The organism is Paenibacillus qinlingensis (genome assembly GCF_013204845.1).
Lineage (GTDB): Bacteria > Bacillota > Bacilli > Paenibacillales > NBRC-103111 > Paenibacillus_E > Paenibacillus_E qinlingensis.
This window is the reverse complement of the sequence record NZ_JABMKY010000017.1, coordinates 150,720-172,789: the sequence shown is the minus strand read 5'-3', so window position 1 is coordinate 172,789 and position 22,070 is coordinate 150,720. Positions and strand designations below refer to the sequence as shown.

The following is a 22,070-nucleotide window of genomic DNA, read 5'->3' as shown; positions in this document are numbered from 1 at the left end:
CTGGTGCATGCTGCTAAAAAGGGAGAGTCTCGTTACTCGATTACGTACCTCAGTAGATCAACTTAAACTTAAACTTAAACGTAACTCGACCTGACTTCATTTTTCTCTACTCAACTTAACTGGAAAAAGTACAGCTATTTAGGAGAAATCCATCGGATAAATCGATTTAGATGGAAAACATGTAGCTAATTCTCCCCCATCAGCACATATTGGCGTAAATCCCTGAAATTAACTGTAGAAAATCCAGCTATTCTCGATTTATATCGATTTCAAGAAGAAATAACTACAGGAAATCCATCTATTCGCAAAAATGAGGCAAACGACGTTCAATGGGCGGGGGAGTGGGAGTCGCAGCGGCAGCGGCCAGTTGCAGTTACTATGTAGTCAGTGGTTTTACGGTTTGTGGTTTGGGTTTGGGTTTGGGTTTGGGTTTGGGTTTGGGTTTATAGTTTACGGTTTACGGTTTACGGTTTACGGTTTACGGTTTACGGTATGCGGTTTGCGGTTTACGGTATGTGGTTTGTGGTTTACGGTTTACGGTATGCGGTTTGCGGTTTACGGTATGTGGTTGTGGTTTGTGGTTTGTGGTTTGTGGTTTGTGGTTTGTGGTTTGTGGTTTGTGGTTTGCGGATTGCGGTATGTGTATGTGGGTTTGTGGTACGTGATTTGTGATTTGCGGGTTGCGGGTTGTACTTTGTGCATGTGGCACTCGGCACTCGACAACCGTAGTCGACTTACTGCGGCAAAATAACCAACGCCAAAGACCCTTGCACGCTACAATAGCTTTAATCACAAAAAAAGAGCCTGCCGCAGCAAGCTCTTTCCCATTCATATCTCTTTACTATCTTTCTTCCGCTTCTTTACCAAGGCCGCTTCCCGCCGCCAAGCTTCGTCAGAACGCCACCGTACGCCGCGTCGTATGCTTCGAAGATTTTCGCCGCAATCGGGGAGGCCCCGTAGCGTCCGAAACCACCTTCCGGTACTACGACCGCTACGGCCAGTTTAGGATTCTCCACTGGTGCAAAGGCGATTAATACGGCATTCTCAACCCTTCCGCCAGCCACATCCTGTGTGGATGTTCCTGTTTTACGAGCGACATTGAAGGGTAATTCATCAATGCCTTGAGCGCCGCTTTTCATCCCATGAATAATTGTATTCCAGTCAGCTTGAGAAAACTCCTTGGATGAATCATCCAGGACCTCAGGCTCAATCGTCTTCACCAGATTGCCTTGATAATCACGTATTTCTTCTACGAACTGAGGTTTCATCCGTTTCCCACGACTAGCAAGCGTTGCCGTATATTGCGCAAGTTGCAGCGTAGTCGTCTTCTCATTCTGTCCCCATGATGCGTAAACCATCGCAGATTGATAACTATCTTTCTCCGCATTTTTAATAAAGTCATTGGATCCTGCGTACTCACCAGGCAATCCACTGCCCGTTTGCACACCCATCCCGAACTTAGCTAGATACTCCGCCCATTTGGCTGTCACTTTTGCGTTTTCTCGCCCGTATTTATTCCAGAAAGGAATACCTACCATCGCCGACATATACGTATTCGAGGATACCTCAATAGCGGACGACGCGTTTAAGCTGCCATATGCGTGTTTGTCGGAGTTTGAGATGGAGCTATTGCCATCCCTACCAAAGGTAAATGTACCTGTATCATTGTAATTCTGAACCCCCGCAGAAAAGAACTTTTCTTTCAATCCGATTAATACGGATAACGGTTTAATCGTAGAACCCATGAAAACAATGGAAGAAGGATGCTTTGCATTTTCTTTGGCGTCTGGATATTTGGCTTTGGCTGTAGTGATCGTACCATTCTGTATGTAAGTCTCGATCTCCTTATACGTAGCCGTTGCCATCCCGCCTGTCCAGGCATTCGCATCGTAATCCGGGTAGTTCGCCATCGTGATGATACGTCCAGTGTCCACTTCCATCGCTACTGCGAATCCCGAGGAGGCTTTCACCCCATATTTCAAATACGCATCGTTGGCATTGGAAGGAGAACGGAGATATTGGATATGATCATGCAGCATTTTCTCCGTCGCCTTCTGAACGTCCTTGTTGATCGACAGATACAGATTATTCCCCTTAATGGGAGCTGTCACTTCGGCTCTTCCAATGATTTTCATCGCGGCATTCACCGGATACTTCTTACTGCCGTTCTTGCCGCGCAGCTCATCCTGATACATCCGCTCGATCCCATCAAAACCGACATTTTCGTTGCTTAAATATTCTTCACTATTCGGATTATCCTTATAGATTTTTTTCGCTGTTTCGGTTGAAAATGCATTCGTATATCCGACTAATTGCGTGGCAATTGTCGTCTTATCGTCTTCCACCTCATAGGTGCGGATGCTTTCTTCCGTTACTTCCAGCCCTTTGAATTCATCCCGATGCTCCAGCAAATACGCAATTTCAGCATTCGATAAATCCGCTTTAATACGGCGTGGTACGGAATAGTAGCTCGGTTCTTTCACTGGCTTTTTATTAATGTCATAACCAAGGTCCATTGCAAGGACAATCTCCTCAGCTGTCGGACTAACAGTATTCGGTTTCGCAAATGGGTCAAATACATAGGTCTTAATGCGTTTGGCTAAATCAATATTAGCATCCTTATCCTGGCCTGGTTCAATGCGAAAAAATAAGGACTGTACGGGAATCGTATACGCCAGCGGGGATTTCGTAGAATCATAAATATTGCCGCGAATCGGGGCGATCTTGTTGGTTTGATTCGTGTTGGTATTCTCTGCAGCCTTCAGATCCTTGGCTTGAACGAATTGAAGAATCGCTAACCGCACAATAAGTACGGAAAAGAGTAAAAAAGTAATGAAGAAAAATATATTGATCCGAAACGAAAAGTGCCGTTTTTTAGTGATTTCTTTTTTCTTCGGATCATCCATAATGGATGACTTCATGCGGGTTCATATCCTTTCTCACTATCACTTAGGTCGTACTTCAGCGGCAGGATCCTGAATCAACTCGAGTAGAGATCGAATTCCATCTCCCGTGTGATAAGGGTACCGAATAATACGAACAGCATCTATTCCAACTTGATTAGGAGCCCAAACATCATTCGTCTCATGATCTCCGACATACAGGACATCACTAGCCTCAACGTCCGCCATCTGTAAAGCAAGCTGAAAAATTGCAGGATCGGGCTTCTCCAAACCAACTTCGGTTGATACGAGTACGGGGTCAAAATAATGTAACACCCCTTTATCAGCCAGAATGGCTTTCAGCGTAGGAGCAAAATTAGATATAATACCAATTCGAAAGCCTTGTCTCTTCAGCTCTTCCAGAAATGGCTTCACATCATCAAATAAATCATAATATTCCGGTGCAGTGAAAATTTCATATAACTCATGACAGCAGTTGAAAATCTCTTCCTCTGTCCAATCCTCATGAACGCCTAACTTATGCAGGACATAGTGGTATAGGTTTACCCAGAATTCACGATCTGACTCTGGACTGCACACCACGAAGTTATCTTTTTTCTCAACATAATAAAATAGACGAAATGCTTCAGTAAAAAGTTCATTAATATGATCTTCATCCCGGTCAACTGCGCGCAGTTGCAAGTATTGCTTCAATATCGTTTGTGCGGCAGGAATCGTGACTAACGTATCGCCTGCATCTAGATAAATCATCTTGTAAGAATGCAACTCTCTGTGCATATTCTCTCCTCTATACGTCTCTCACATGTGTTTGATCGAAATTCGGCGGATTGAACCAATTCGCTCCGCTTGCCACCCAAGTAGAGTCCAATGGTACCCACTTATTCGTTTCCTTCAGATACACTTCATTCCAAGCGTGCGGGCCATATCCCCCCTGACCATCATACCCTAGACCTGTGACAACCTTCACATCAAGTCCAATGGATCTGGCCATTTGTGCATATAACCTTGAATAATCAATACAAACGCCTTCTTTGGTATTGAACGTATCCTCAGGCGTTTGCTCCTTCCAAATTCGCTGTTCTTCATATAACTTCACTTTATTCCAATCATACTGAACCCGAGTTCCGATCCAACTGTACAGCAATTTAGCCTTTTCTTCATCCGTCGTGGCATTCGCTGTAATTTCTTTGGCCGCATCTGCGATGTTACCAGGGATTTTCGCGTCAAGAACTTCATATTTTCGTTGCAAAATATTCGTGAATTCTTGCTCTACGGCACGTGTGAAAACAGGCGCCTTCTCCGCGATAAAATCACCTGTGAACGGTGAAATCACTTCTTGAGCTCCTTTTTGATACATATGGGAGGACTCAATATACGGGGTTAGCATCGAGTGAGGGAATATGGAGACATAAATGAACAAAATAGCGATCAACATAAGAGCTCTAGCAAATCCTGCTATGGATCCAATGGCCCCGCCTGAAACCGAGCTCCAAATAGAATGGCTCCGTTTCGGCATGGCATACCGTTCAGCTAACCATCGCCCTAACCCTAAATCAACTAAATGATTCAAGAGTTGTTTGATAATCACATAGCCGAGGATAAATAAAACGCCAAAACGGAGTAAAGGAAAATCACGCAAACTAGTAATGACGGTATAGTAAGCTTGTTTTAACGTACTTATATCAACCGTTGGAATCTGCAAATTCTGATCTTTCAACCACGATTGAATCCAAGGTGAAACTAGTTGCACACCCTTCCAAGCCAGAAACATGGAGAGGATGGCGAGCACTGCTTCCACCAACATTGCTACGAAATGCCTGGCTGAGCCAGAGCCACCACGGAAAAATCCTTGCAGCACGGAAGCTGCAATCGTGAGAACGATCAAGATGGATATAAAATTGATTGAGGTTGTTTGAAACCACGCGTTATCCGTCATGTGTACTCACCTTCCTTTGATAGGCTAGACTTGATATTGACTAGGCATTTTTCTTTGCTTGCTCGATGAATGCATTCACGGCAGCATTGGCATTCATTTTGAAGGATTTCCCTAGAAAAGTAACTTGAACTTCATCGGATCCTGGTTTACCTTCTACTTGCAAACTTTTCGTCGTAATTAAAAAGGAACCATCCGGATTTGCCTTGAATTTCGCCTCTTTGGCTTCGGAAGTCAAAGCACTAACCGCTTTATCTTTGATGTCATCGCTGACTTGAGAAATAACCGTTGTCCCAATATCTTTTATTTTATCCTTATAACTCGCTCCATAAACGATAAGCGCCCCAACGATGACAAGGACTACTACCCATTTCACCACGGTTTTTACAATACCAATCACAATAAATAAAACAATAATGGCCCCTACAATTAAATACCAACGATCCTGTGCAAACGAAATCCACTGATCCATCTTTAACCCCTCCTCATAATCCAAAAGTCCATTCCTATCATACTACATGGACTCCTTAATCTTCATCTCTTTTTTTCCTTAACTGTGCTAGCTTCTGCTCAATTTCTTTGGTCTTATCAATGCTTTTTCCAGTCTTACGATAAGACTGTCTTAAACGAAAAACAAGAAAAATTCCGACTGCAGCCAAAAGTATAAAAACGATAGGATCCATGTGTCCTCCCTGTTTCAAATTTGTGTCATTTGTCCCGAACGGTCATATCCTTGGGACGAGCGGCGTAAAACTTAAGAAGAGATGAAACTAAAGGATCGAGGTGGTAAAACCGTGCGAACAGCCATATGGTTGTATTTATTTATGTTTGTTGCATTTTTTGATTTACACGCGCAATACCCGATTTTATCCCCTTTCGCCTTATCGCTGGGAGCTGCTCCTTCATTTATAGGGCTCATCATGGGCGTATATTCACTCACCCATCTTCCTGGCAATCTCATTGCAGGCTATGGTGTAGACAAATACGGCAGTAAATTTTTCATTGTCTTTAGTTTAATTGTAGCAGGGATCATCTTACTATTTCAATCCAACGTGAAAGATCCGTGGCATCTGCTTTACATTCGGTCCATCAGTGGATTTGTGCTTGCTTTCCTATCCCCTGCTTGTTTAACTTTACTAGCTCGTATAGCGCGTGATCGCATTCACCAAAGCAAGCTCATGGCTGGCAACGGCCTCGTTCACACACTAGCATCCGTAGTCTCACCTGCGGCAGGTGCTGTATTAGTGGCCAAAATTGGCTTTACGACCGCATTTTCCGTGTTAGGCTGGATCCTGATTATCACAGGTATTCTCGCCATCTTCGGTGTAAAAGAGAAGGAAATGCTGTCCCACAATGAGGACAAGTCGAGCTCTAAGGCCATCTTAGATCCACACGGTCACCATGCATCTCAGAATATTAAAGAAGGCGATGATGGAGATGGTGTCTCTATCCCCTGGCTTTTCTTCCTCATTCCCATGGCACTCTCTTGCTCACAGGGTATTCTGTTCTTCGAACTTCCATTGATGAAATCAGCGCGAGAATCCATCCTCACATCTGGTGTTTTCTTCACACTAGTGAGTTTAGGCGCACTGCTTAGTATTTCTTTCTGGTTTTTGAATAAAATTTCACCTTTTCTGAGGACCATTGGCGGAAGCATCGGGCTTGCCGTAGTTTTCTTCGGATTAGCTATACAGTGGCCAATTCCATTAACCGTTTCCCTCTTCTTAATCGGAATGGCCAAAGGTGTCATTTATCCAGCACTTGCAGCTTTACTTGCCAGTATTACTAGCAGTTCAAGATACGGTCGCGTGTTTTCCTTGCTTTCCATTTCTTATTCCGTTGGTGCCTTTATTGGCCCGATGATGGCCGGTCAGCTTCGAGATCATATTTCCTCGTACTTCATTGCATTCTTCATCCTCATGCTAGCCCTATCACTTCTGCCGCTTCGAACGTTCAAATCGCCTATGCTAACTTCATAATTTCTCTTCAATCAAAAGGCTTGATGTCGTCCATCAGGCCCTTTCCTGCTGTCACACGCTGTAAATCCTTGTCATTTCCCAGGAAATATCGCGTCATCCAGTTACTTGGTTCGCCGCTCCAAACAGGGTATACTACTCTAAAAAGGAGTGAAGGTGTCCATGTCCATTGCCATTATTGTTGAGGGAAAAAATGATAAGAGTCGCTTGAAGCGAGTCGTTGATGAAACCGTGATCATCCATTGTACCTTCGGCACTCCCAGTTCCATTACGCTTGACTCATTGCGAAAAAAAGTAGGTGATTTGCCCGTTTATATATTCACCGACAACGATGCATCCGGCAAAAAAATCCGTTATTTGCTGCGCGATACATTTCCAGACGCTGAACATATTTATACCCGTAAGGGATATGCAGGTGTCGAAGGCACACCCGAAGAATATCTCACCCAGCAATTAGAAAAAGCAGGACTGGACGCGTATATTATCTACCCTGCGCCCAACCCTGCTTATGAATAATCACTTTGCATTATTTCCCTTTTGAAAGGGTTACAACATCCTTCACGATATGATCTGCATCCAACTCCGGATTACTTGCATCATAGTAATTTCTTAGCTGACCCTTTGGATCAACGAGCAAAATCGCATTGGAATGTGAGAAATTTCCGTCTTTCTCTTTGATCACCATAATACCGAAATCTTCAGCAAGCTTATGAACTTTCGCTTCTTCACCTCGGAGGAACGTCCATCCGCCTGGAATCGGCTTCGATTCAAAGCGATTTCCGAATGCTTTTAACACCTCTGCAGTATCCCTTACTGGATCCACAGTTATCGATAATATTTCCGCTTTGGATCCCAGTAAATCCTTTTTCTTCAATTCATCCTGCACCTGTGAAATCAAGAAACTTGTCGGCAAGCACACATCTGGACAGAAAGAGTAAAAGAAATACACGAGTCGTACTTTACCGTTCATACTTTCGGAGGTAACTGTTTTACCATCTAAATCTTGCAGTGTAAAAGAAGGCGCAGCCTTCATGGCCGTTAATCTTTCATCCGGATTACTGCCGTTCGACACTAATTTATAAGCGAAAGATGCAATCATCGCAATTAAAATCGCACCTAGTGCTAACTTAAACCAGTTTTTCTCCAAAAACGTCCCCATCGTTTTCGTCCCCCAGACTAAAATTTCGCTGTCGTATCAATAACCATTAAGATCGATAGCAGCGTTAAATATAAAAGGGAGAACAAGAACATACGCTTTGCCCATACAATTTCCGCTTCCCCATTTGCTTTGAACCCTTTGACGCTCATGAAAACCCATGTTAATCCAAGTATCGTAGATACGATTAAGAAAATCGTTCCTACATAGCCATACGCCGTTAGCATGACTGTAACAGGTACTAATAGAACAACATAACGAACCATACTAATTTTCGTTACGAAAGTCCCTTTAACTACCGGCAATAACGGGAAGCCCGCTGCACGATACTCTTCCATACGGCGAATGCCAAGCGCCCAGAAATGCGGTGGCTGCCATAGGAATAGGAACAAGAAAACTAAGATCGCTCCCAAATCAATATTCCCACTAACCGCACAATAACCGATCAGAGGTGGTACTGCTCCCGAGATCGCGCCTACGAATGTGCTCCATACTGATGTTCTTTTGAACCACGCTGTATAGATCCAAACATAAAAGAACAATCCAAGTAAACCCATTAATGTAGCTAAAGGTGAATGCGCCCCTAAATAGAGAACCCCTAATCCAATCGTACCAAGAATAATTCCGAACCAAAGAACAAAATTGGCGCTTAACCGTCCACTTGGCAGTGCTCTATTCTGTGTGCGTTCCATCTTCGCATCCATCTCACGGTCCAGATAATTATTCAGTACCGTACCTCCAGCCATAACAAGTGCTGTGCCTAGCATCGTCATAATTAAATGGAGCCAGTCAACTTCCCACTTGGCCGCTACCCAGTATCCAGCGAAAGCTGTCATCAAATTGGAATAAATAATACCCGGTTTTATCAGTCGGTAATATTCCTTCAAGGTCACAGGCCCATCTGCACCTTTCGTCGAGCTAGCATCTATGGCATCAGTTCCAGCTTGCCCTTGGGACGAGCCGGTTGAAACATTTTCGTAAGTGACTTGATTATCCATGTGCGCTTACCTCCTCTATGTCGAATTTCCGATCCTACATCTTAATGAACATTCTCATCATACCAACCCCTACATCATTTGACAATGAAGCACGGGCAGTTGTCATCATATTGTCGATTCTCCCTTCCAGTATGCGTGGAAAATGCACTTACCATTCGATTCCATTTTGGAATATGTGAAAAAGTTGTGAGGATTTACGGGCGGAGCACCTGAATGCCCGTACAAATAGAAAGAGGAGACAGGTCGAAGCCTGCCTCCTCTTTCTATTTATTCACCAGCAACGGTGTTAAATCAAATAAACTTCGGCGGATTTGATGCCATGCCTTGGTCAGAACATCTTGCAACTCCCAAGCATGTCTGCCCATGACGTTCACAACAAGTCCATATTTGTAAGTTAGACTTGCTCCTACTCGAACCGTTTGGCCTTCGAGCTGACTTAATTTGTCCACAATGACTTCAAGGTGGCGTGGACCAAGTCGGTCTGAGAAGACAAACAGATTGCCCATATGTGTCTCGCCTTCCCAGCAACCTGGTGAAGACAGCTCCATCACCAATGGTTCAATTCGCTGGTTTTGGTAGAAGATCAGCTCACCTTCATACCAGACCTTCATCCTGTTCACGTACCTTGTGTAGTGAAATATTTCCCCACGATGCGTGCGACCTGGACAAAGGACATCGGAGTAAATCAAAGTCGATCCTCTCGATAAATGTGCCTCCGTTTCACCGAACAAGTCAGCATCCTTATACAGCATTAAAGGCTCCGGCATATACTCAAGCAACGCTTCAGCTTCAAGTCGAAGTATCTGATGCTGCGTGCTTCCTTGATCTTCTGCCGAAGGGTGCACCTTCGTGAACGACTGGTTCGTTAGAAAAACACGTGCGCCCTCTTCAAGGCGCACGTTAATTTCATAATGATCACCGGCCATCAGCCCAGGTGAGCAATCCATCATATATACGCCCAACTGATCCATAGGGGGGGCACCATCCATACACATTTCATTTTCATAACGAAACGTTTTGGCTATTTTGAGTGGGGAGGCATGATATTTGTGTACAAGCCGCGTGAAGCCGCTGCGCACCGCAAATTGTGCGGTTATCTCCCCAGTCAGCTTAGGCATGGCTAAACTCCTTCTCTACCCAAGACACGATATCATCCAACCCTGTACCACCCATCAGGTTTGAGAAGATATACGGACGCTCGCCGCGCATTCTTTTCGTATCGGAATCCATCACTTCTAAGCTAGCACCTACATATGGAGCAAGATCAATTTTATTAATGATCAACATATCCGAACGCATGATGCCAGGGCCGCCTTTACGTGGGATTTTCTCCCCTTGGGCAACATCAATAATATAGATGAAGCGATCCACGAGCTCTGGACTGAAAGCAGCTGCCAAATTATCGCCACCACTCTCAATAAAAATAATATCGAGATTATCGAAACGCTTCTCCAGCTCTTCAATCGCTTCGAAGTTCATCGATGCATCCTCGCGAATCGCCGTATGCGGACATCCACCTGTCTCTACCCCAATGATTCGCTCCTCAGGCAGTGCTTCTGAACTAATCAGAATACGTGCATCTTCCTTCGTATAAATGTCATTCGTAATAACTGCTATACTATATCGGCCGTTCAACTTCCTTGCCAAGCGTTCTACTAGCGCTGTTTTGCCTGAACCTACAGGACCTCCGATCCCAATTCGCATCGGGCGACTGCGATCTGTTGCTGGCTTCTCCCATTCGTGATGATGATGATGACCGTTACCTTGACACATTGTCATTCCTCCTCAGATATATTGTTAGATTTCCTTCTAGGACATAAATAAACGTGAATATAACGTTTCATGCTGCATCATAGCTAAATCAGCCGCTGGTGAATTCGTGTACGCCTCCATTGGATCTAAGTGCGAAACTCGCTGCCATTCGCTTCCTGTCAAAGGAACGAGCTTTGCAAGTAACATCTGACCTTGCGTTTGTCCAATGGACATAAGCCTAAGCGCACTATTGATACACGTCATGATACATGTATAGAGATAGCCTTCGGCAGCCTGATGTAGAGGGACGCCTAGATGGTAGCTCACCCAACCATGAACAACTGGATGATTCGAGCTGCATCTCCTCGCACTTACCGCATCATCGAGCGGCTGCCAATTCAGCTCCGGATACAGCGAACGTGATAATTGGAGCAATCTGCGCCCCATTTTCTGCACGCCGCTCCGCGTCTCACTTCCTACCCGCTGCACATGGAGCATATGGTCGAGGTCCCAAAGCTGCCCCAACTCCCCTCGAGGGATGTGCAGATATGCTGCTTTAATAACCATTGCATCCGAGGATGCCCAACTGCCCGCAAGCATCGACCGAATATAGGCTTCCAGTTCGGAGATCGTTGTCAGTCTTCCCTGTTGGACAAGTGTTTCCAAACCAAACGAGTGGGAAAACCCGCCAATCGGAAGTGCCGAATCCAACAGTTGCTGGTAGGCTAACCAATGGAACGGTGGATGTTCTAACGCAGTCATTGTTGTCACCTCAGTCAGGACTGTCTTCCAATCCTTTTTAAAATAAGAAATACAACTGTGCCATCGGCAGCTCTGTCGCAGGCTCACAGGTTACGGCTTCGCCATCAACCTTCACCTCGTAGGTTTCTGGATTTACTTCTATAGAAGGAGTTTCGTCGTTATGAATCATATCTTTCTTCGAAATGCTGCGGCAGCCCTTCACCGGCTCAATCCTCTTCTGCAATCCGAATCGTTCTCCGATTCCATTGTCATACGCTGCCTGAGAAACGAAGGTTATCGAACTTTGCGTCAACGCTTTCCCAAATGCAGCGAACATCGGTCTACCGAAGACAGGCTGCGGTGTTGGTATAGAAGCGTTCGGGTCACCCATTTGGGCATATGCGATGCTGCCACCTTTGAGAACGAGATCCGGCTTCACACCGAAAAACATTGGACTCCAAACAACCAAATCTGCAAACTTGCCTGGTTCAATCGACCCAACAAGATGCGAAATGCCGTGCGTAATCGCTGGATTTATTGTATATTTCGCCATGTAACGTTTGATGCGAAAATTATCATTGTCTTCGGTATCGGGGGCTAGCGGTCCACGTTGTTTTTTCATTTTATCCGCTGTTTGCCACGTTCGAATGATGACCTCACCTACCCGTCCCATCGCCTGGGAATCGGAGCTTATCATACTGAATACGCCTAGGTCATGCAAAATATCTTCTGCCGCAATCGTCTCAGGACGAATCCGAGAATCTGCGAAAGCAACATCTTCCGGAATTCGACTATCCAAGTGATGACACACCATCAACATATCCAAATGTTCTTCGATTGTATTAATTGTATATGGGCGAGTCGGGTTCGTCGAAGAGGGCAGGACATTCAACTCAGCGGCCGCGCGGATAATATCCGGTGCATGACCGCCTCCCGCTCCCTCAGTATGATACGTATGAATGGTACGTCCCTTGATCGCTGCGAGCGTATCCTCAAGAAATCCCGCTTCATTTAATGTATCCGTATGAATGGCCACTTGCACGTCATAACGATCTGCCGCTTCCAAGCACATATCGATCGCTGCCGGCGTTGTTCCCCAATCTTCGTGAAGCTTCAAGCCGATGGCGCCCGCTTCAATTTGTTCCGTCAAAGGCTCCAAGAAGGAAGAGTTCCCTTTACCGGTAAAACCCAGATTCATCGGAAAGCCTTCGGCTGCCTCCAACATCCGCTGCATGTGCCAAGCACCTGGCGTACAGGTTGTGGCATTCGTTCCCGTTGCCGGACCGGTACCACCGCCGATCATCGTCGTCACACCTGAGGAAAGCGCAGTTTCAATTTGCTGCGGACAAATGAAATGAATATGCGCGTCGATGCCGCCAGCAGTTACGATTTTCCCCTCACCCGCAATAACCTCGGTGCTTGCACCTACGATCATATTCGGATGCACGCCATCCATAATATCCGGGTTACCGGCTTTGCCAATTGCGACAATATGACCATCCCGAATACCGATATCGCCTTTGACAATGCCCCAATGATCAATAATGACAGCATTCGTAATTAAGGTATCAAGAACACCCTGTGCACGGGTCGCACCGCTAGATTGTCCCATGCCGTCACGGATGACTTTCCCACCGCCAAATTTACATTCATCCCCGTAAACAGTGTAATCATGTTCGATTTGCGCCCAGAGCTCTGTGTCTGCCAATCGAATGGCATCGCCTGTTGTAGGGCCAAACATCAGCGCATAGTTCTTACGATCTATTCGACTCACCGAGCATCCCCTCCCAAGCCTGCCATCTTGCTTTCGTTTCTGCTGGCATTTTGTCTTTTTCCGCTAATCCTTGACTCAAATTGTTAAGACCATAACTCAATTTGGCTCCGCCTAATTCGACAAGTTGAACCGGCTTCTGCTCACCAGGCTCGAAACGGACTGCCGTTCCTGCCGGAATATCCAAGCGCATGCCAAAGGCTAACTCTCGTGCGAAATTCAATCCTCGATTGACTTCAAAAAAGTGAAAATGCGACCCTACTTGAACCGGTCGATCTCCTGTATTCGTAACAATGATTTCTATCGTCTGTCTGTGTGCGTTCATTTCAATAAAGCCTTTGGCTGTTCGATATTCGCCGGGAACCATATGCTCGCCCCTTTCATGAATAATTAATTAATAGGTTCATGTACGGTAACTAATTTAGTTCCATCGGGGAACGTGGCTTCTACTTGCACTTCATGAATCATTTGAGGCACACCTTCCATAACCTGATCTGCCTTCAAAATCGTCGTACCAAACGCCATGAGCTGCGCGACCGTCAAGCCATCCCTAGCTCCCTCCATGATTTCGGAGGTCAGCAGCGCAATGCTTTCTGGGTAATTCAGCTTTAATCCTCTGGCAAGCCTTCGTCTAGCTAGGTCAGCAGCTACGGTGATGAGCAACTTCTCTTTCTCTCTTTCCGTTAAATGCACGTTTCTCACCTCTTCTAAATCCGAATAATGGCAATCCTTTACACTCATTATATTCGTGTATTTCACGATTGTAAATCTTTAATGTTATGTATATTGACATTAAATACGCACTTCCAGAACAAATATTTCGTTTTCATGTGATTTTCACAACAATTTCACTTATTTTTGTGCATTTTTACCAAAAAACATTTAACCGGTGTCATGTATATTGACATTAACTTGTATCGCCATTTATCATAAGCCATGTAATCCAAATCTTGTAAGGCAAGGGAGTGGGACGTGAATGAGAGAGATAAGAAACAAAGGTAAACTTACAGTTGCACTAAGTATGGCGTTGATGTTGGTAGCGGCCGGCTGTGCGAAGACAGAATCTACCACCTCTACGACGACTGCACCTGCGGCTTCAACAACATCTGGCGATACCGTACCCGTGGGTATTCTTCACTCACTAACAGGTACAATGTCCATCAGTGAGGTATCCGTTCGAGATGCTGAGCTTATGGCGATTGATGAAATTAATGCAGCTGGGGGACTATTGGGCAAAAAGATTAAACCCGTGATCGAAGACGGGGCATCGGATTGGCCAACTTTTGCAGAGAAGACAAAGAAGCTCCTGCAAAAAGACAGCGTAGTAACAATTTTCGGTTGTTGGACATCGGCTAGCCGTAAAGCCGTCCTACCGGTTGTCGAACAAAACAAAGGATTACTGTGGTACCCAGTTCAGTATGAAGGCGTAGAATCCTCACCGAACATCTTCTACATTGGTGCAACAACGAACCAACAAATCATCCCCGCAGTAACATGGCTCCTGCAAAACAAAGGCAAGAAATTCTTCCTCCTCGGTTCTGATTACGTCTTCCCTAGAACAGCTAACAAAATTATTAAAGAGCAGCTGAAAGCGGATGGCGGGACACTGGTTGCTGAAGAATACACACCGCTTGGACACACCGACTACAATACAATCATTAGTAAGATTAAAAAGGAAAAACCAGACGTTGTCTTCAACACATTGAACGGCGATAGTAACGTTGCTTTCTTCAAACAGCTGAAAGATGCTGGAATTTCGGCAAAAGATTTAACAACCATGTCCGTGAGTATTGCTGAAGAAGAAGTGCGTGGTATCGGCGCTTCGGTTCTCGATGGACACTACACAGCGTGGAACTACTATCAAACAACAGATACACCTGAAAACAAAAAATTCGTTGAAGCTTACAAAGCCAAATACGGCAAAGACCGCGTAACGGATGATCCGATTGAAGCTGGGTACACAGCTGTGTATCTGTGGGCTGAAGCTGTGAAGAAAGCCGGTTCCTTTGACGTAGAGAAAGTAAAAGCAGCTGCCAAAGGCATCGAGTGGAATTCACCTGAAGGTAAAGTCACGATTGATGGCGAGAATCAACATATTTACAAAACAGCACGTATTGGCCAAATTACAGCAGATGGCCAAATCAAAGAAATTTGGAATTCTGGTAAAGCACTCAAGCCAGATCCTTTCCTCAAAACATACCCTTGGGGCGCAGAAGTAACGAAGTGATCCTTACAAGTTGGTACTAAGAAACCAGGACTGCCTAACCGCAGTCCTGGATTTCATCATTTTACTCCCACTTCAGAAAGGAGAGATTGTCATGAGTTTGTTGCTGCTGCAAATATTTAACGGACTCAGTTTAAGCTCCATTCTGCTATTAATCGCAATCGGTCTCGCCATCACCTTTGGTCTTATGAACGTTATGAATATGGCGCATGGCGAATTTATTATGATCGGCGCTTATATGGCTTATCTCGTACAGAAATGGTTTCAATCGTATATGCCCGCTTCTGCATTTGGCTGGTATTTCGTCGTGTCACTCGGCGTCGCCTTTGTCGTTGCCTTCGCCATAGGATGGCTGCTCGAAGTTGTGCTCATTCGCTTCATGTACGGCAGACCGTTGGATAGCCTACTCGCTACCTGGGGGGTCTCCCTCGCCTTACAGCAAATTGCACGATCCATCTTCGGGGCTCCCAACGTCGCAGTGAAAGCACCACAATGGCTGGAAGGCGGATGGCATGTAACGGCAGACTTAATTCTTCCATATAAAAGACTATTTATCATCGGACTTGTGGCCTTATGCATCTTGATCATCTATCTGTACCTCTATCATTCTGCAGGCGGAAGACGTATGAGAGCGGTCATGCAAAATCGCCAAATGGCTTCATGTTTAGGTATTTCTACGCGTAGGGTCGATGCTCAATCCTTCGCCTTCGGCTCCGCTATGGCAGGTATCGCTGGTTGTGCGCTCTCCTTACTTGGACCAATCGGGCCAACAATTGGGACCTATTATATTGTAGATGCCTTCATGGTCGTCGTACTTGGCGGGATCGGCAAGTTAATCGGCACCGTAGCTGGAGCACTCGGAATCGGCGTTTTCAATACGGCTTTGGAATATACAACCAGCGCTACACTCGGTAAAGTCCTTGTATTCACACTGATCATCGCCTTCCTACAATGGAAACCAATGGGACTTGTAACGATGCGTTCGAGATCCTTAGATTGAAGAAAGGATGTGACTACCGTCTATGCTCTTTGCCAAACAATCTAAGCTCAAATTAACCATCTATGGGGTCTGTCTGCTACTCATCGCGCTTGCCCCCCTATTCTTGTCTGACTTTCGTTTATCCTTACTCGGCAAATTCCTGGCTTATGCCATTATCGCGATCGGAATTGATTTAATCTGGGGATATACCGGCATTCTAAGCCTTGGTCATGGCGTTTATTTCGGACTCGGCGCTTATTGTATGGCCATGCACTTGAAGCTGGCTTCCACGCCAAATCAATTACCTGATTTCATGTCTTGGAGTGGTGTCAAAAGCTTACCGTGGTTCTGGGTGCCGTTCCACAGCGCCGCGGCCGCGTTCCTATTGGCGCTCATTGTACCGATGATTGTCGCCTTTATCCTTGGGTATTTCACGTTCCGCAATCGGATAAAAGGAGCATTCTTCTCCATTTTATCGCAAGCCTTAGTCATCATTACGGTTACGCTCTTCGTTGGTCAGCAAGGTTATACGGGCGGGACGAATGGTTTGACGAATTTCACGACCTTTCTCGGTCTGAACTTACAATTACAATCAACCAAACTGCTGTTTTTCTATCTCACCTTAGCTGTCGTGCTCATCGTATTGATCCTTAGCACCATGCTCGTGACTAGCCGTCTCGGCAATATTCTTACAGCGATTCGCGATGGTGAGAATCGGGTGCGCTTCATCGGCTATAATCCCGTTACGTATAAGGTATTCATCTACTGCCTCTCCGCGGGGTTAGCTGGGCTTGCCGGCGTACTCTTCGTACTTCAAGAAGGGATTATCTCCCCAGCGCAAATGGGTATCGTGCCATCGATTGAAATGGTGCTATGGGTAGCTATTGGCGGTCGTTCAACGATTGGCGGTGCTGTACTTGGCGCATTAGTTACGAATGCAGCTAAAACAACTTTCAGCGAAGCCTATCCCGCTTGGTGGCCTATCATGCTCGGCGCCATGTTCATCGTCGTGGTCCTCTTACTGCCGAAAGGAATCGTCGGCACATTGACCCACTTTTTCTCCAATTGGAAAAGAAACAGAAGCCATCATCCAAAGCAAATCTCTACAACACAAGAAGTCATAGAAACTTAACCGCACTTATGCAAACCGGAAAGGGGAACATTTCAATGCTAGGACAATTAGTGAAACAACAACCGACAACTGACGAGACAATCCTGAGCGTCAAGGGACTTGAGGTGAACTTCGACGGTTTCAAAGCCTTGCGAAATCTTGATTTCTCGTTAAAACAAGGTGAACTCCGCTTTCTTATCGGTCCGAATGGAGCTGGTAAAACAACGCTGCTTGATGTCATTTGCGGCAAAGTAAAGCCTTCCCAAGGCCAAGTACTATTCAAGGATTCGATTGATCTCACCAAACACCAAGAGCATCAAATTGCTCAGCTTGGGATTGGTCGCAAATTCCAAGCTCCTACTGTCTTCTCCACGTTGACGGTGTTTGAGAATTTGGCACTATCCATGAAGCAGCAGCGCGGCCTTCTCAGCGCGCTTTGGGCCAAAACTACGAGTGAACAACGAGAACGACTTCACCTTAGGCTTGATATGATTGGTCTGACCAGTAAAGCCAAAGAACGTGCTGGCTCCCTCTCCCACGGGGAGAAGCAATGGCTTGAAATCGGCATGCTCCTGATGCAAGAGCCTGATCTCTTGCTGCTCGACGAGCCTGCCGCTGGCATGACGGATAGTGAAACCGAGAAGACCGGTGAACTGCTCCATGAAATTGCAGAGAATCAGACGATTATCGTCGTCGAGCACGACATGGCTTTCGTACGCCAATTCGCTAGAATGGTAACGGTTCTCCATGAAGGAACCGTCCTGCGCGAAGGCACCATGCAAGACATACAGAATGACGATAAAGTGGCAGAAGTCTACCTCGGAAGGAGAGTTGAACGCGGTGCTTAAACTACAAGGTATAGAGTCCGGTTATGGCGAAAGTATGGTCATCCGTAACGTCAACCTCGAAGTAAGGCCAGGTCAGATCGTTTGCCTAATGGGGCGCAACGGGGTTGGGAAATCAACACTAATGAAGAGTATTATGGGACTCATTAAGCCCCGATCGGGTTCCATTCACTACTCGGATACAGACATTACTTCATCTTCACCAGATCGTCGTGCCAAGTCAGGCATTGGATATGTACCGCAGGGCAGGGAAATATTTCCCCAGCTGTCCGTTGAGGAGAATCTTTTATTAGGCTTAGAAGCCTCATCCGATCGCCGTAAGAAATTACCTGATTCGATCTTCGATACGTTTCCTGTCCTTCGACAAATGCTCCATCGCAAAGGTGGGGACCTGAGTGGCGGTCAGCAGCAGCAATTAGCTATCGCACGGGCATTGGCTCCAGGACCTAAACTGTTGCTTCTAGATGAGCCTATGGAGGGGATACAGCCATCTATCGTCATGGAGATTGAGGCCATCATTGAAACGATTAAACGCAATCGGGAAATTGCCGTTCTCTTAGTAGAGCAAAGCTTAGAATTTGCTACAAGCATCGCTGATTATTATTATGTACTCGACCGTGGCACTATTGCTGCCGAAGGGAAAGCAGAGCATCTGAGCGAAGATCTCGTCCGGAAGCATTTGACGGTATGATCGTTCTCATTCTTATACCCCCAAACCGAAAGAAGCTGACGAACTTGACCTAAAGAATGAAGGTTCAAGGTAGGATCAGCTTCTTTTTTCTGTTTGTAAAAAAGTTAAAACTGGACGTCACAAAATGGATAGGATAACATGTCATATAGATAGGATCGATTTTTGCGGGAAGGCATATCGAGCACCTAACCTTTTAAAGGAAAAGGAGGGGAACCTGTATGTCCAAAATTTTAATCATCGAAGACGATTTAAGTATCGGTGAAATGATGTCCATTTATTTATACGAAGATGGCTACGAAGTGAAACGCGCAGAGAACGGCCGACAAGGCGAGGTCTTATTCCGGGATTTTCAACCCGATATGATTATTCTTGATCTTATGCTGCCTGATATGGACGGGATTCAGTTATGTACAACGATTCGTCAGACCTCAACCATTCCGATCTTAATGGTATCCGCCAAGAATGAAGTTTCGGATCGTGTGAAGGGCCTTCAGACAGGTGCTGATGACTATTTGTGCAAACCATTTTCGATGAGAGAGCTATCGGCCAGAATTCAAGCGTTATTCCGACGTTCGAATACCTCTCCCCAACAGGTTCCATCGCCATCCGACGTGCTCACTCCACAGGGGATCCATTTGGATCTCGAGAAGCGCTGCTTATATGTTAGCAGTAGGATTATCGAAACAACCTTCTCCGAATACGAAATCATGAAGCTTTTTTGGCAAAATCAAGGCAGGGTTTACAGTCGAGAAGAATTGTTAAATCGTGTTCGTGGCTTTGATTCCCAAGTAACTGAGCGTGCAATCGATGTGCATATCGCCAACCTTCGCAAAAAAATCGAGGATGATCCCAAAGAACCTAAGCACATCAAGACCGTGTGGGGTGTCGGTTATAAATTTCTACTATGATAAAGCTCCTTCGGGAGCTTTTTTGTTTTGTAAAATGCCCACAAATTCGTCACCAAATAGGCAGAAGCACAATATGATGATTATGGAAAATGACCTTTTCGATCGTTCAAACACATTTATGAAGAAAGCTTTCGTATGGAAAGCTCAAGGAGGAAATTATTATTATGTTGAATAACCCTTACAAAATAGGTAATCAAGCAATGCCGCAAATGCAATACGGCAATCCCTATCCGGCTTATCCTGTTCCAACTTCCATTACGAATAAGATTGTTCCCCAAACACCAGCAGGATCTGTCCTCACACCACCAGGAAGTGGATTACAAACAGGCGTGAACGTACCGGGACTCCCAACACTTGAGGAGTCGTATATCGAAAATATTCTTCGTTTGAACCTCGGTAAAATGGCAACCATCTATATGACATATGAAAACAACTCCGAGTGGAACGCCAAAATTTTCAAAGGTAGATTAGAAGCTGCAGGTCGTGATCATATCATTATCAGCGATCCTGTTACTGGCATGCGTTTCCTATTACTTATGGTGAATTTGGATTACATTACATTTGATGAAGAACTGAATTACACCTACCCCTTCCGGGGCGGAGCACTCTCCAGATAATAGTATGAAAACCGTTGCTCGATAGAGCAACGGTTTTTTTGTTTTAAGAATACGTAGCTGGTGAGAAATGCCACATATGCAGTTTCTGGATGCCGCCTTTGATCCATTGCTCCCAGTCACCATGATGACCATCATGCAATCGTTCAACGTTCAATCGTTCCTCCTTCATGCTCAGGTAGTCCTCGTACGTTATATCATGCCAAATTTCTACATAAAGCCCTTCTTGATCTGTACCCTCCAATAGCTCCAAACGCCCTTCCCGTAGCTGTTGCCCTTGCATATAGATGAGAAAAGAAGCCCGAAATTCGGATTTTATGGCATACTCTACAAAAACTTTAGACATTTTTAGATCTCCTTCTGATTTATTTTTTGCTCTAAAATGGTAAACTAAGAGCAAGATGTAAATTGACCCCTCAGCTCAGATACAGAACAAACCATGTGTACAGAACACTTAGGAGGATAACCAGTTGGATACAGGCACTCATCTTGTCATTGGCTTAGGATTAGCAGGGCTCTCGCAAATCGACCCAAGCATTTCCGCAAGTACAGCAGCAACAACTGCCGTTTTCATAGGAACTGTCGTTGGCTCTCAGATTCCCGATATTGATGGACTGCTCCGATTCAAGGGCAATGCCCTCTATATTCGCAATCATCGCGGCCGCTCACATTCCTTGCCAGCCCTTCCATTGTGGACGTTATTGATTACTGGTGCACTCGCGCCATTTTTCCATGGCATATCCTTCCTGCATCTCGCTATGTGGATTGGTATCGCGGTTTGCGTTCATGTGTTTACCGACTGTTTCAATACTTACGGTACGCAAGCCATTCGACCTTTTTCGGAAAAATGGGTGTCCTGGAACATCATTCACATCTTCGATCCGTTTATATTCACGAGTCACATTGCCGCGATCTTCATGTGGTCCTTTCATCTAGCAAGGCCACAGCTGATTTTCCCTACCTTATACGGCTTACTTGCACTGTATTACATTTGGCGGACGCTAGACCATGCTATTATTGAAAAAGGACTCTATCGCAAAGATGCCACATATCAGCCCGGTGATAAATATACCCTTATTGTAACATTCAATCTCTATGTCTGGAATGTTGTGAAAGAGTGCCCAGACGGAACCTACCAGCTAGGTGAGCTCAAAAATGGCAAGCTGAAATGGCTGGACACCATCACCTGCTCTGATCACCCTGCCATCGAGGTTTCCAAACAGCATGAGGACATTCAAGCGTTACTCTATTTCTCCTCCTTCACCTGCGCTGAGGTCAAAGAACATCGGTGGGGCTATGAAGTGAGATGGGCGGATGTCCGCTACCGCCATCGCAAACAATTCCCGTTCGTCGGCGTCATTCGGATGGACCGCAATTTCCAAACACTCGATTCTTACGTAGGCTGGGTGAACGATACGAAGCTCGAGAAGAAGCTGAAAGTTGATCTTTATTGAGGCAAATGTATAAA

The 22,070-nt window shown here is 45.4% G+C and carries 24 protein-coding genes; 10 read left to right on the top strand and 14 right to left on the bottom strand.

Annotated elements, in window-relative coordinates:
• Nucleotides 1-860: 860 nt before the first annotated feature.
• From HQN88_RS25940 to HQN88_RS25920, 5 genes are read right to left on the bottom strand one after another with little or no spacing between them, the layout of a single operon-like run.
• Entirely contained in the window at nucleotides 861-2,921 is a 2,061-nt protein-coding gene (locus HQN88_RS25940; protein WP_173117965.1) for a peptidoglycan D,D-transpeptidase FtsI family protein, read from the bottom strand.
• A gap of 24 nt (nucleotides 2,922-2,945) precedes the next feature.
• Nucleotides 2,946-3,680, bottom strand: coding sequence for an HAD-IA family hydrolase (locus HQN88_RS25935; RefSeq protein ID WP_173117963.1), 735 nt, complete (start codon nucleotides 3,678-3,680; stop codon nucleotides 2,946-2,948).
• A gap of 10 nt (nucleotides 3,681-3,690) precedes the next feature.
• Nucleotides 3,691-4,839: a transglutaminase domain-containing protein gene (locus tag HQN88_RS25930; RefSeq protein ID WP_173117961.1), complete on the bottom strand. Its 1,149-nt coding sequence runs from the start codon at nucleotides 4,837-4,839 to the stop codon at nucleotides 3,691-3,693.
• A gap of 40 nt (nucleotides 4,840-4,879) precedes the next feature.
• A complete protein-coding gene (locus tag HQN88_RS25925; RefSeq protein ID WP_173117959.1) occupies nucleotides 4,880-5,308 on the bottom strand; it encodes a hypothetical protein in 429 nt (142 codons plus the stop codon).
• Nucleotides 5,309-5,363: 55 nt separating this feature from the next.
• Nucleotides 5,364-5,519 (bottom strand): hypothetical protein, encoded by a 156-nt coding sequence (locus tag HQN88_RS25920; protein ID WP_173117957.1) that lies wholly within the window; start codon nucleotides 5,517-5,519, stop codon nucleotides 5,364-5,366.
• Between the two features lie 111 nt (nucleotides 5,520-5,630).
• On the opposite strand from HQN88_RS25920, the gene HQN88_RS25915 reads away from it, so the two are divergent.
• The gene (locus HQN88_RS25915) at nucleotides 5,631-6,815 is read left to right on the top strand and encodes an MFS transporter (RefSeq protein ID WP_173117955.1); all 1,185 of its coding nucleotides are present in this window, start codon (nucleotides 5,631-5,633) and stop codon (nucleotides 6,813-6,815) included.
• A gap of 159 nt (nucleotides 6,816-6,974) precedes the next feature.
• Nucleotides 6,975-7,328, top strand: a complete 354-nt coding sequence (locus tag HQN88_RS25910; protein ID WP_173117953.1) for a toprim domain-containing protein — start codon at nucleotides 6,975-6,977, stop codon at nucleotides 7,326-7,328.
• 10 nt (nucleotides 7,329-7,338) lie between these two features.
• Here HQN88_RS25910 and HQN88_RS25905 read toward each other — a convergent pair whose 3' ends face one another.
• The 8 genes from HQN88_RS25905 to HQN88_RS25870 all read right to left on the bottom strand — a co-directional run bounded on the left by HQN88_RS25905 (nucleotide 7,339) and on the right by HQN88_RS25870 (nucleotide 13,923).
• Nucleotides 7,339-7,971 (bottom strand): SCO family protein, encoded by a 633-nt coding sequence (locus HQN88_RS25905; protein ID WP_173117951.1) that lies wholly within the window; start codon nucleotides 7,969-7,971, stop codon nucleotides 7,339-7,341.
• Nucleotides 7,972-7,988: 17 nt separating this feature from the next.
• Nucleotides 7,989-8,966: a heme o synthase gene (cyoE, locus tag HQN88_RS25900; RefSeq protein WP_173117949.1), complete on the bottom strand. Its 978-nt coding sequence runs from the start codon at nucleotides 8,964-8,966 to the stop codon at nucleotides 7,989-7,991.
• 263 nt (nucleotides 8,967-9,229) lie between these two features.
• Complete coding sequence (locus HQN88_RS25895; protein WP_173117947.1) at nucleotides 9,230-10,084, bottom strand: urease accessory protein UreD; 855 nt, start codon at nucleotides 10,082-10,084, stop codon at nucleotides 9,230-9,232.
• Nucleotides 10,077-10,739, bottom strand: a complete 663-nt coding sequence (gene ureG, locus HQN88_RS25890; protein WP_173117946.1) for an urease accessory protein UreG — start codon at nucleotides 10,737-10,739, stop codon at nucleotides 10,077-10,079. Before ureG ends, HQN88_RS25895 begins: the two co-directional genes overlap by 8 nt.
• Before the next feature lie 36 nt (nucleotides 10,740-10,775).
• Complete coding sequence (locus HQN88_RS25885; RefSeq protein WP_173117944.1) at nucleotides 10,776-11,480, bottom strand: urease accessory protein UreF; 705 nt, start codon at nucleotides 11,478-11,480, stop codon at nucleotides 10,776-10,778.
• A 37-nt stretch (nucleotides 11,481-11,517) separates the two neighbouring features.
• Complete coding sequence (gene ureC, locus HQN88_RS25880; RefSeq protein WP_173117942.1) at nucleotides 11,518-13,233, bottom strand: urease subunit alpha; 1,716 nt, start codon at nucleotides 13,231-13,233, stop codon at nucleotides 11,518-11,520.
• Nucleotides 13,214-13,597 (bottom strand): urease subunit beta, encoded by a 384-nt coding sequence (locus tag HQN88_RS25875; RefSeq protein ID WP_173117940.1) that lies wholly within the window; start codon nucleotides 13,595-13,597, stop codon nucleotides 13,214-13,216. Before HQN88_RS25875 ends, ureC begins: the two co-directional genes overlap by 20 nt.
• A 23-nt stretch (nucleotides 13,598-13,620) precedes the next feature.
• Complete coding sequence (locus HQN88_RS25870; protein WP_173117931.1) at nucleotides 13,621-13,923, bottom strand: urease subunit gamma; 303 nt, start codon at nucleotides 13,921-13,923, stop codon at nucleotides 13,621-13,623.
• Between the two features lie 283 nt (nucleotides 13,924-14,206).
• Here HQN88_RS25870 and urtA point away from each other — a divergent pair, with 283 nt between their 5' ends.
• The 7 genes from urtA (at nucleotide 14,207) to gerQ (ending at nucleotide 20,605) form a co-directional block, all read left to right on the top strand.
• A complete protein-coding gene (gene urtA, locus HQN88_RS25865) occupies nucleotides 14,207-15,457 on the top strand; it encodes an urea ABC transporter substrate-binding protein (protein ID WP_173117929.1) in 1,251 nt (416 codons plus the stop codon).
• A 91-nt stretch (nucleotides 15,458-15,548) separates the two neighbouring features.
• Entirely contained in the window at nucleotides 15,549-16,454 is a 906-nt protein-coding gene (gene urtB, locus HQN88_RS25860; protein WP_056613419.1) for an urea ABC transporter permease subunit UrtB, read from the top strand.
• Between the two features lie 22 nt (nucleotides 16,455-16,476).
• Entirely contained in the window at nucleotides 16,477-17,565 is a 1,089-nt protein-coding gene (gene urtC / locus HQN88_RS25855) for an urea ABC transporter permease subunit UrtC (protein WP_173117927.1), read from the top strand.
• A gap of 35 nt (nucleotides 17,566-17,600) precedes the next feature.
• The gene (urtD, locus tag HQN88_RS25850) at nucleotides 17,601-18,392 is read left to right on the top strand and encodes an urea ABC transporter ATP-binding protein UrtD (RefSeq protein WP_173117925.1); all 792 of its coding nucleotides are present in this window, start codon (nucleotides 17,601-17,603) and stop codon (nucleotides 18,390-18,392) included.
• A complete protein-coding gene (urtE, locus tag HQN88_RS25845) occupies nucleotides 18,385-19,080 on the top strand; it encodes an urea ABC transporter ATP-binding subunit UrtE (protein WP_173117923.1) in 696 nt (231 codons plus the stop codon). The genes urtD and urtE overlap by 8 nt, the downstream gene beginning before the upstream one ends.
• Nucleotides 19,081-19,298: 218 nt before the next feature.
• The gene (locus tag HQN88_RS25840) at nucleotides 19,299-19,988 is read left to right on the top strand and encodes a response regulator transcription factor (RefSeq protein ID WP_173117921.1); all 690 of its coding nucleotides are present in this window, start codon (nucleotides 19,299-19,301) and stop codon (nucleotides 19,986-19,988) included.
• A 164-nt stretch (nucleotides 19,989-20,152) separates the two neighbouring features.
• Complete coding sequence (gene gerQ, locus HQN88_RS25835) at nucleotides 20,153-20,605, top strand: spore coat protein GerQ (RefSeq protein ID WP_173117919.1); 453 nt, start codon at nucleotides 20,153-20,155, stop codon at nucleotides 20,603-20,605.
• Between the two features lie 43 nt (nucleotides 20,606-20,648).
• Here the strand turns inward: gerQ and HQN88_RS25830 are convergent, their stop codons facing one another.
• On the bottom strand, nucleotides 20,649-20,948 hold the full coding sequence (locus HQN88_RS25830) for a hypothetical protein (protein WP_173117917.1): 300 nt from the start codon (nucleotides 20,946-20,948) through the stop codon (nucleotides 20,649-20,651).
• Between the two features lie 124 nt (nucleotides 20,949-21,072).
• On the opposite strand from HQN88_RS25830, the gene HQN88_RS25825 reads away from it, so the two are divergent.
• A complete protein-coding gene (locus HQN88_RS25825) occupies nucleotides 21,073-22,056 on the top strand; it encodes a metal-dependent hydrolase (protein WP_173117915.1) in 984 nt (327 codons plus the stop codon).
• The last annotated feature ends 14 nt before the right edge of the window (nucleotides 22,057-22,070 follow it).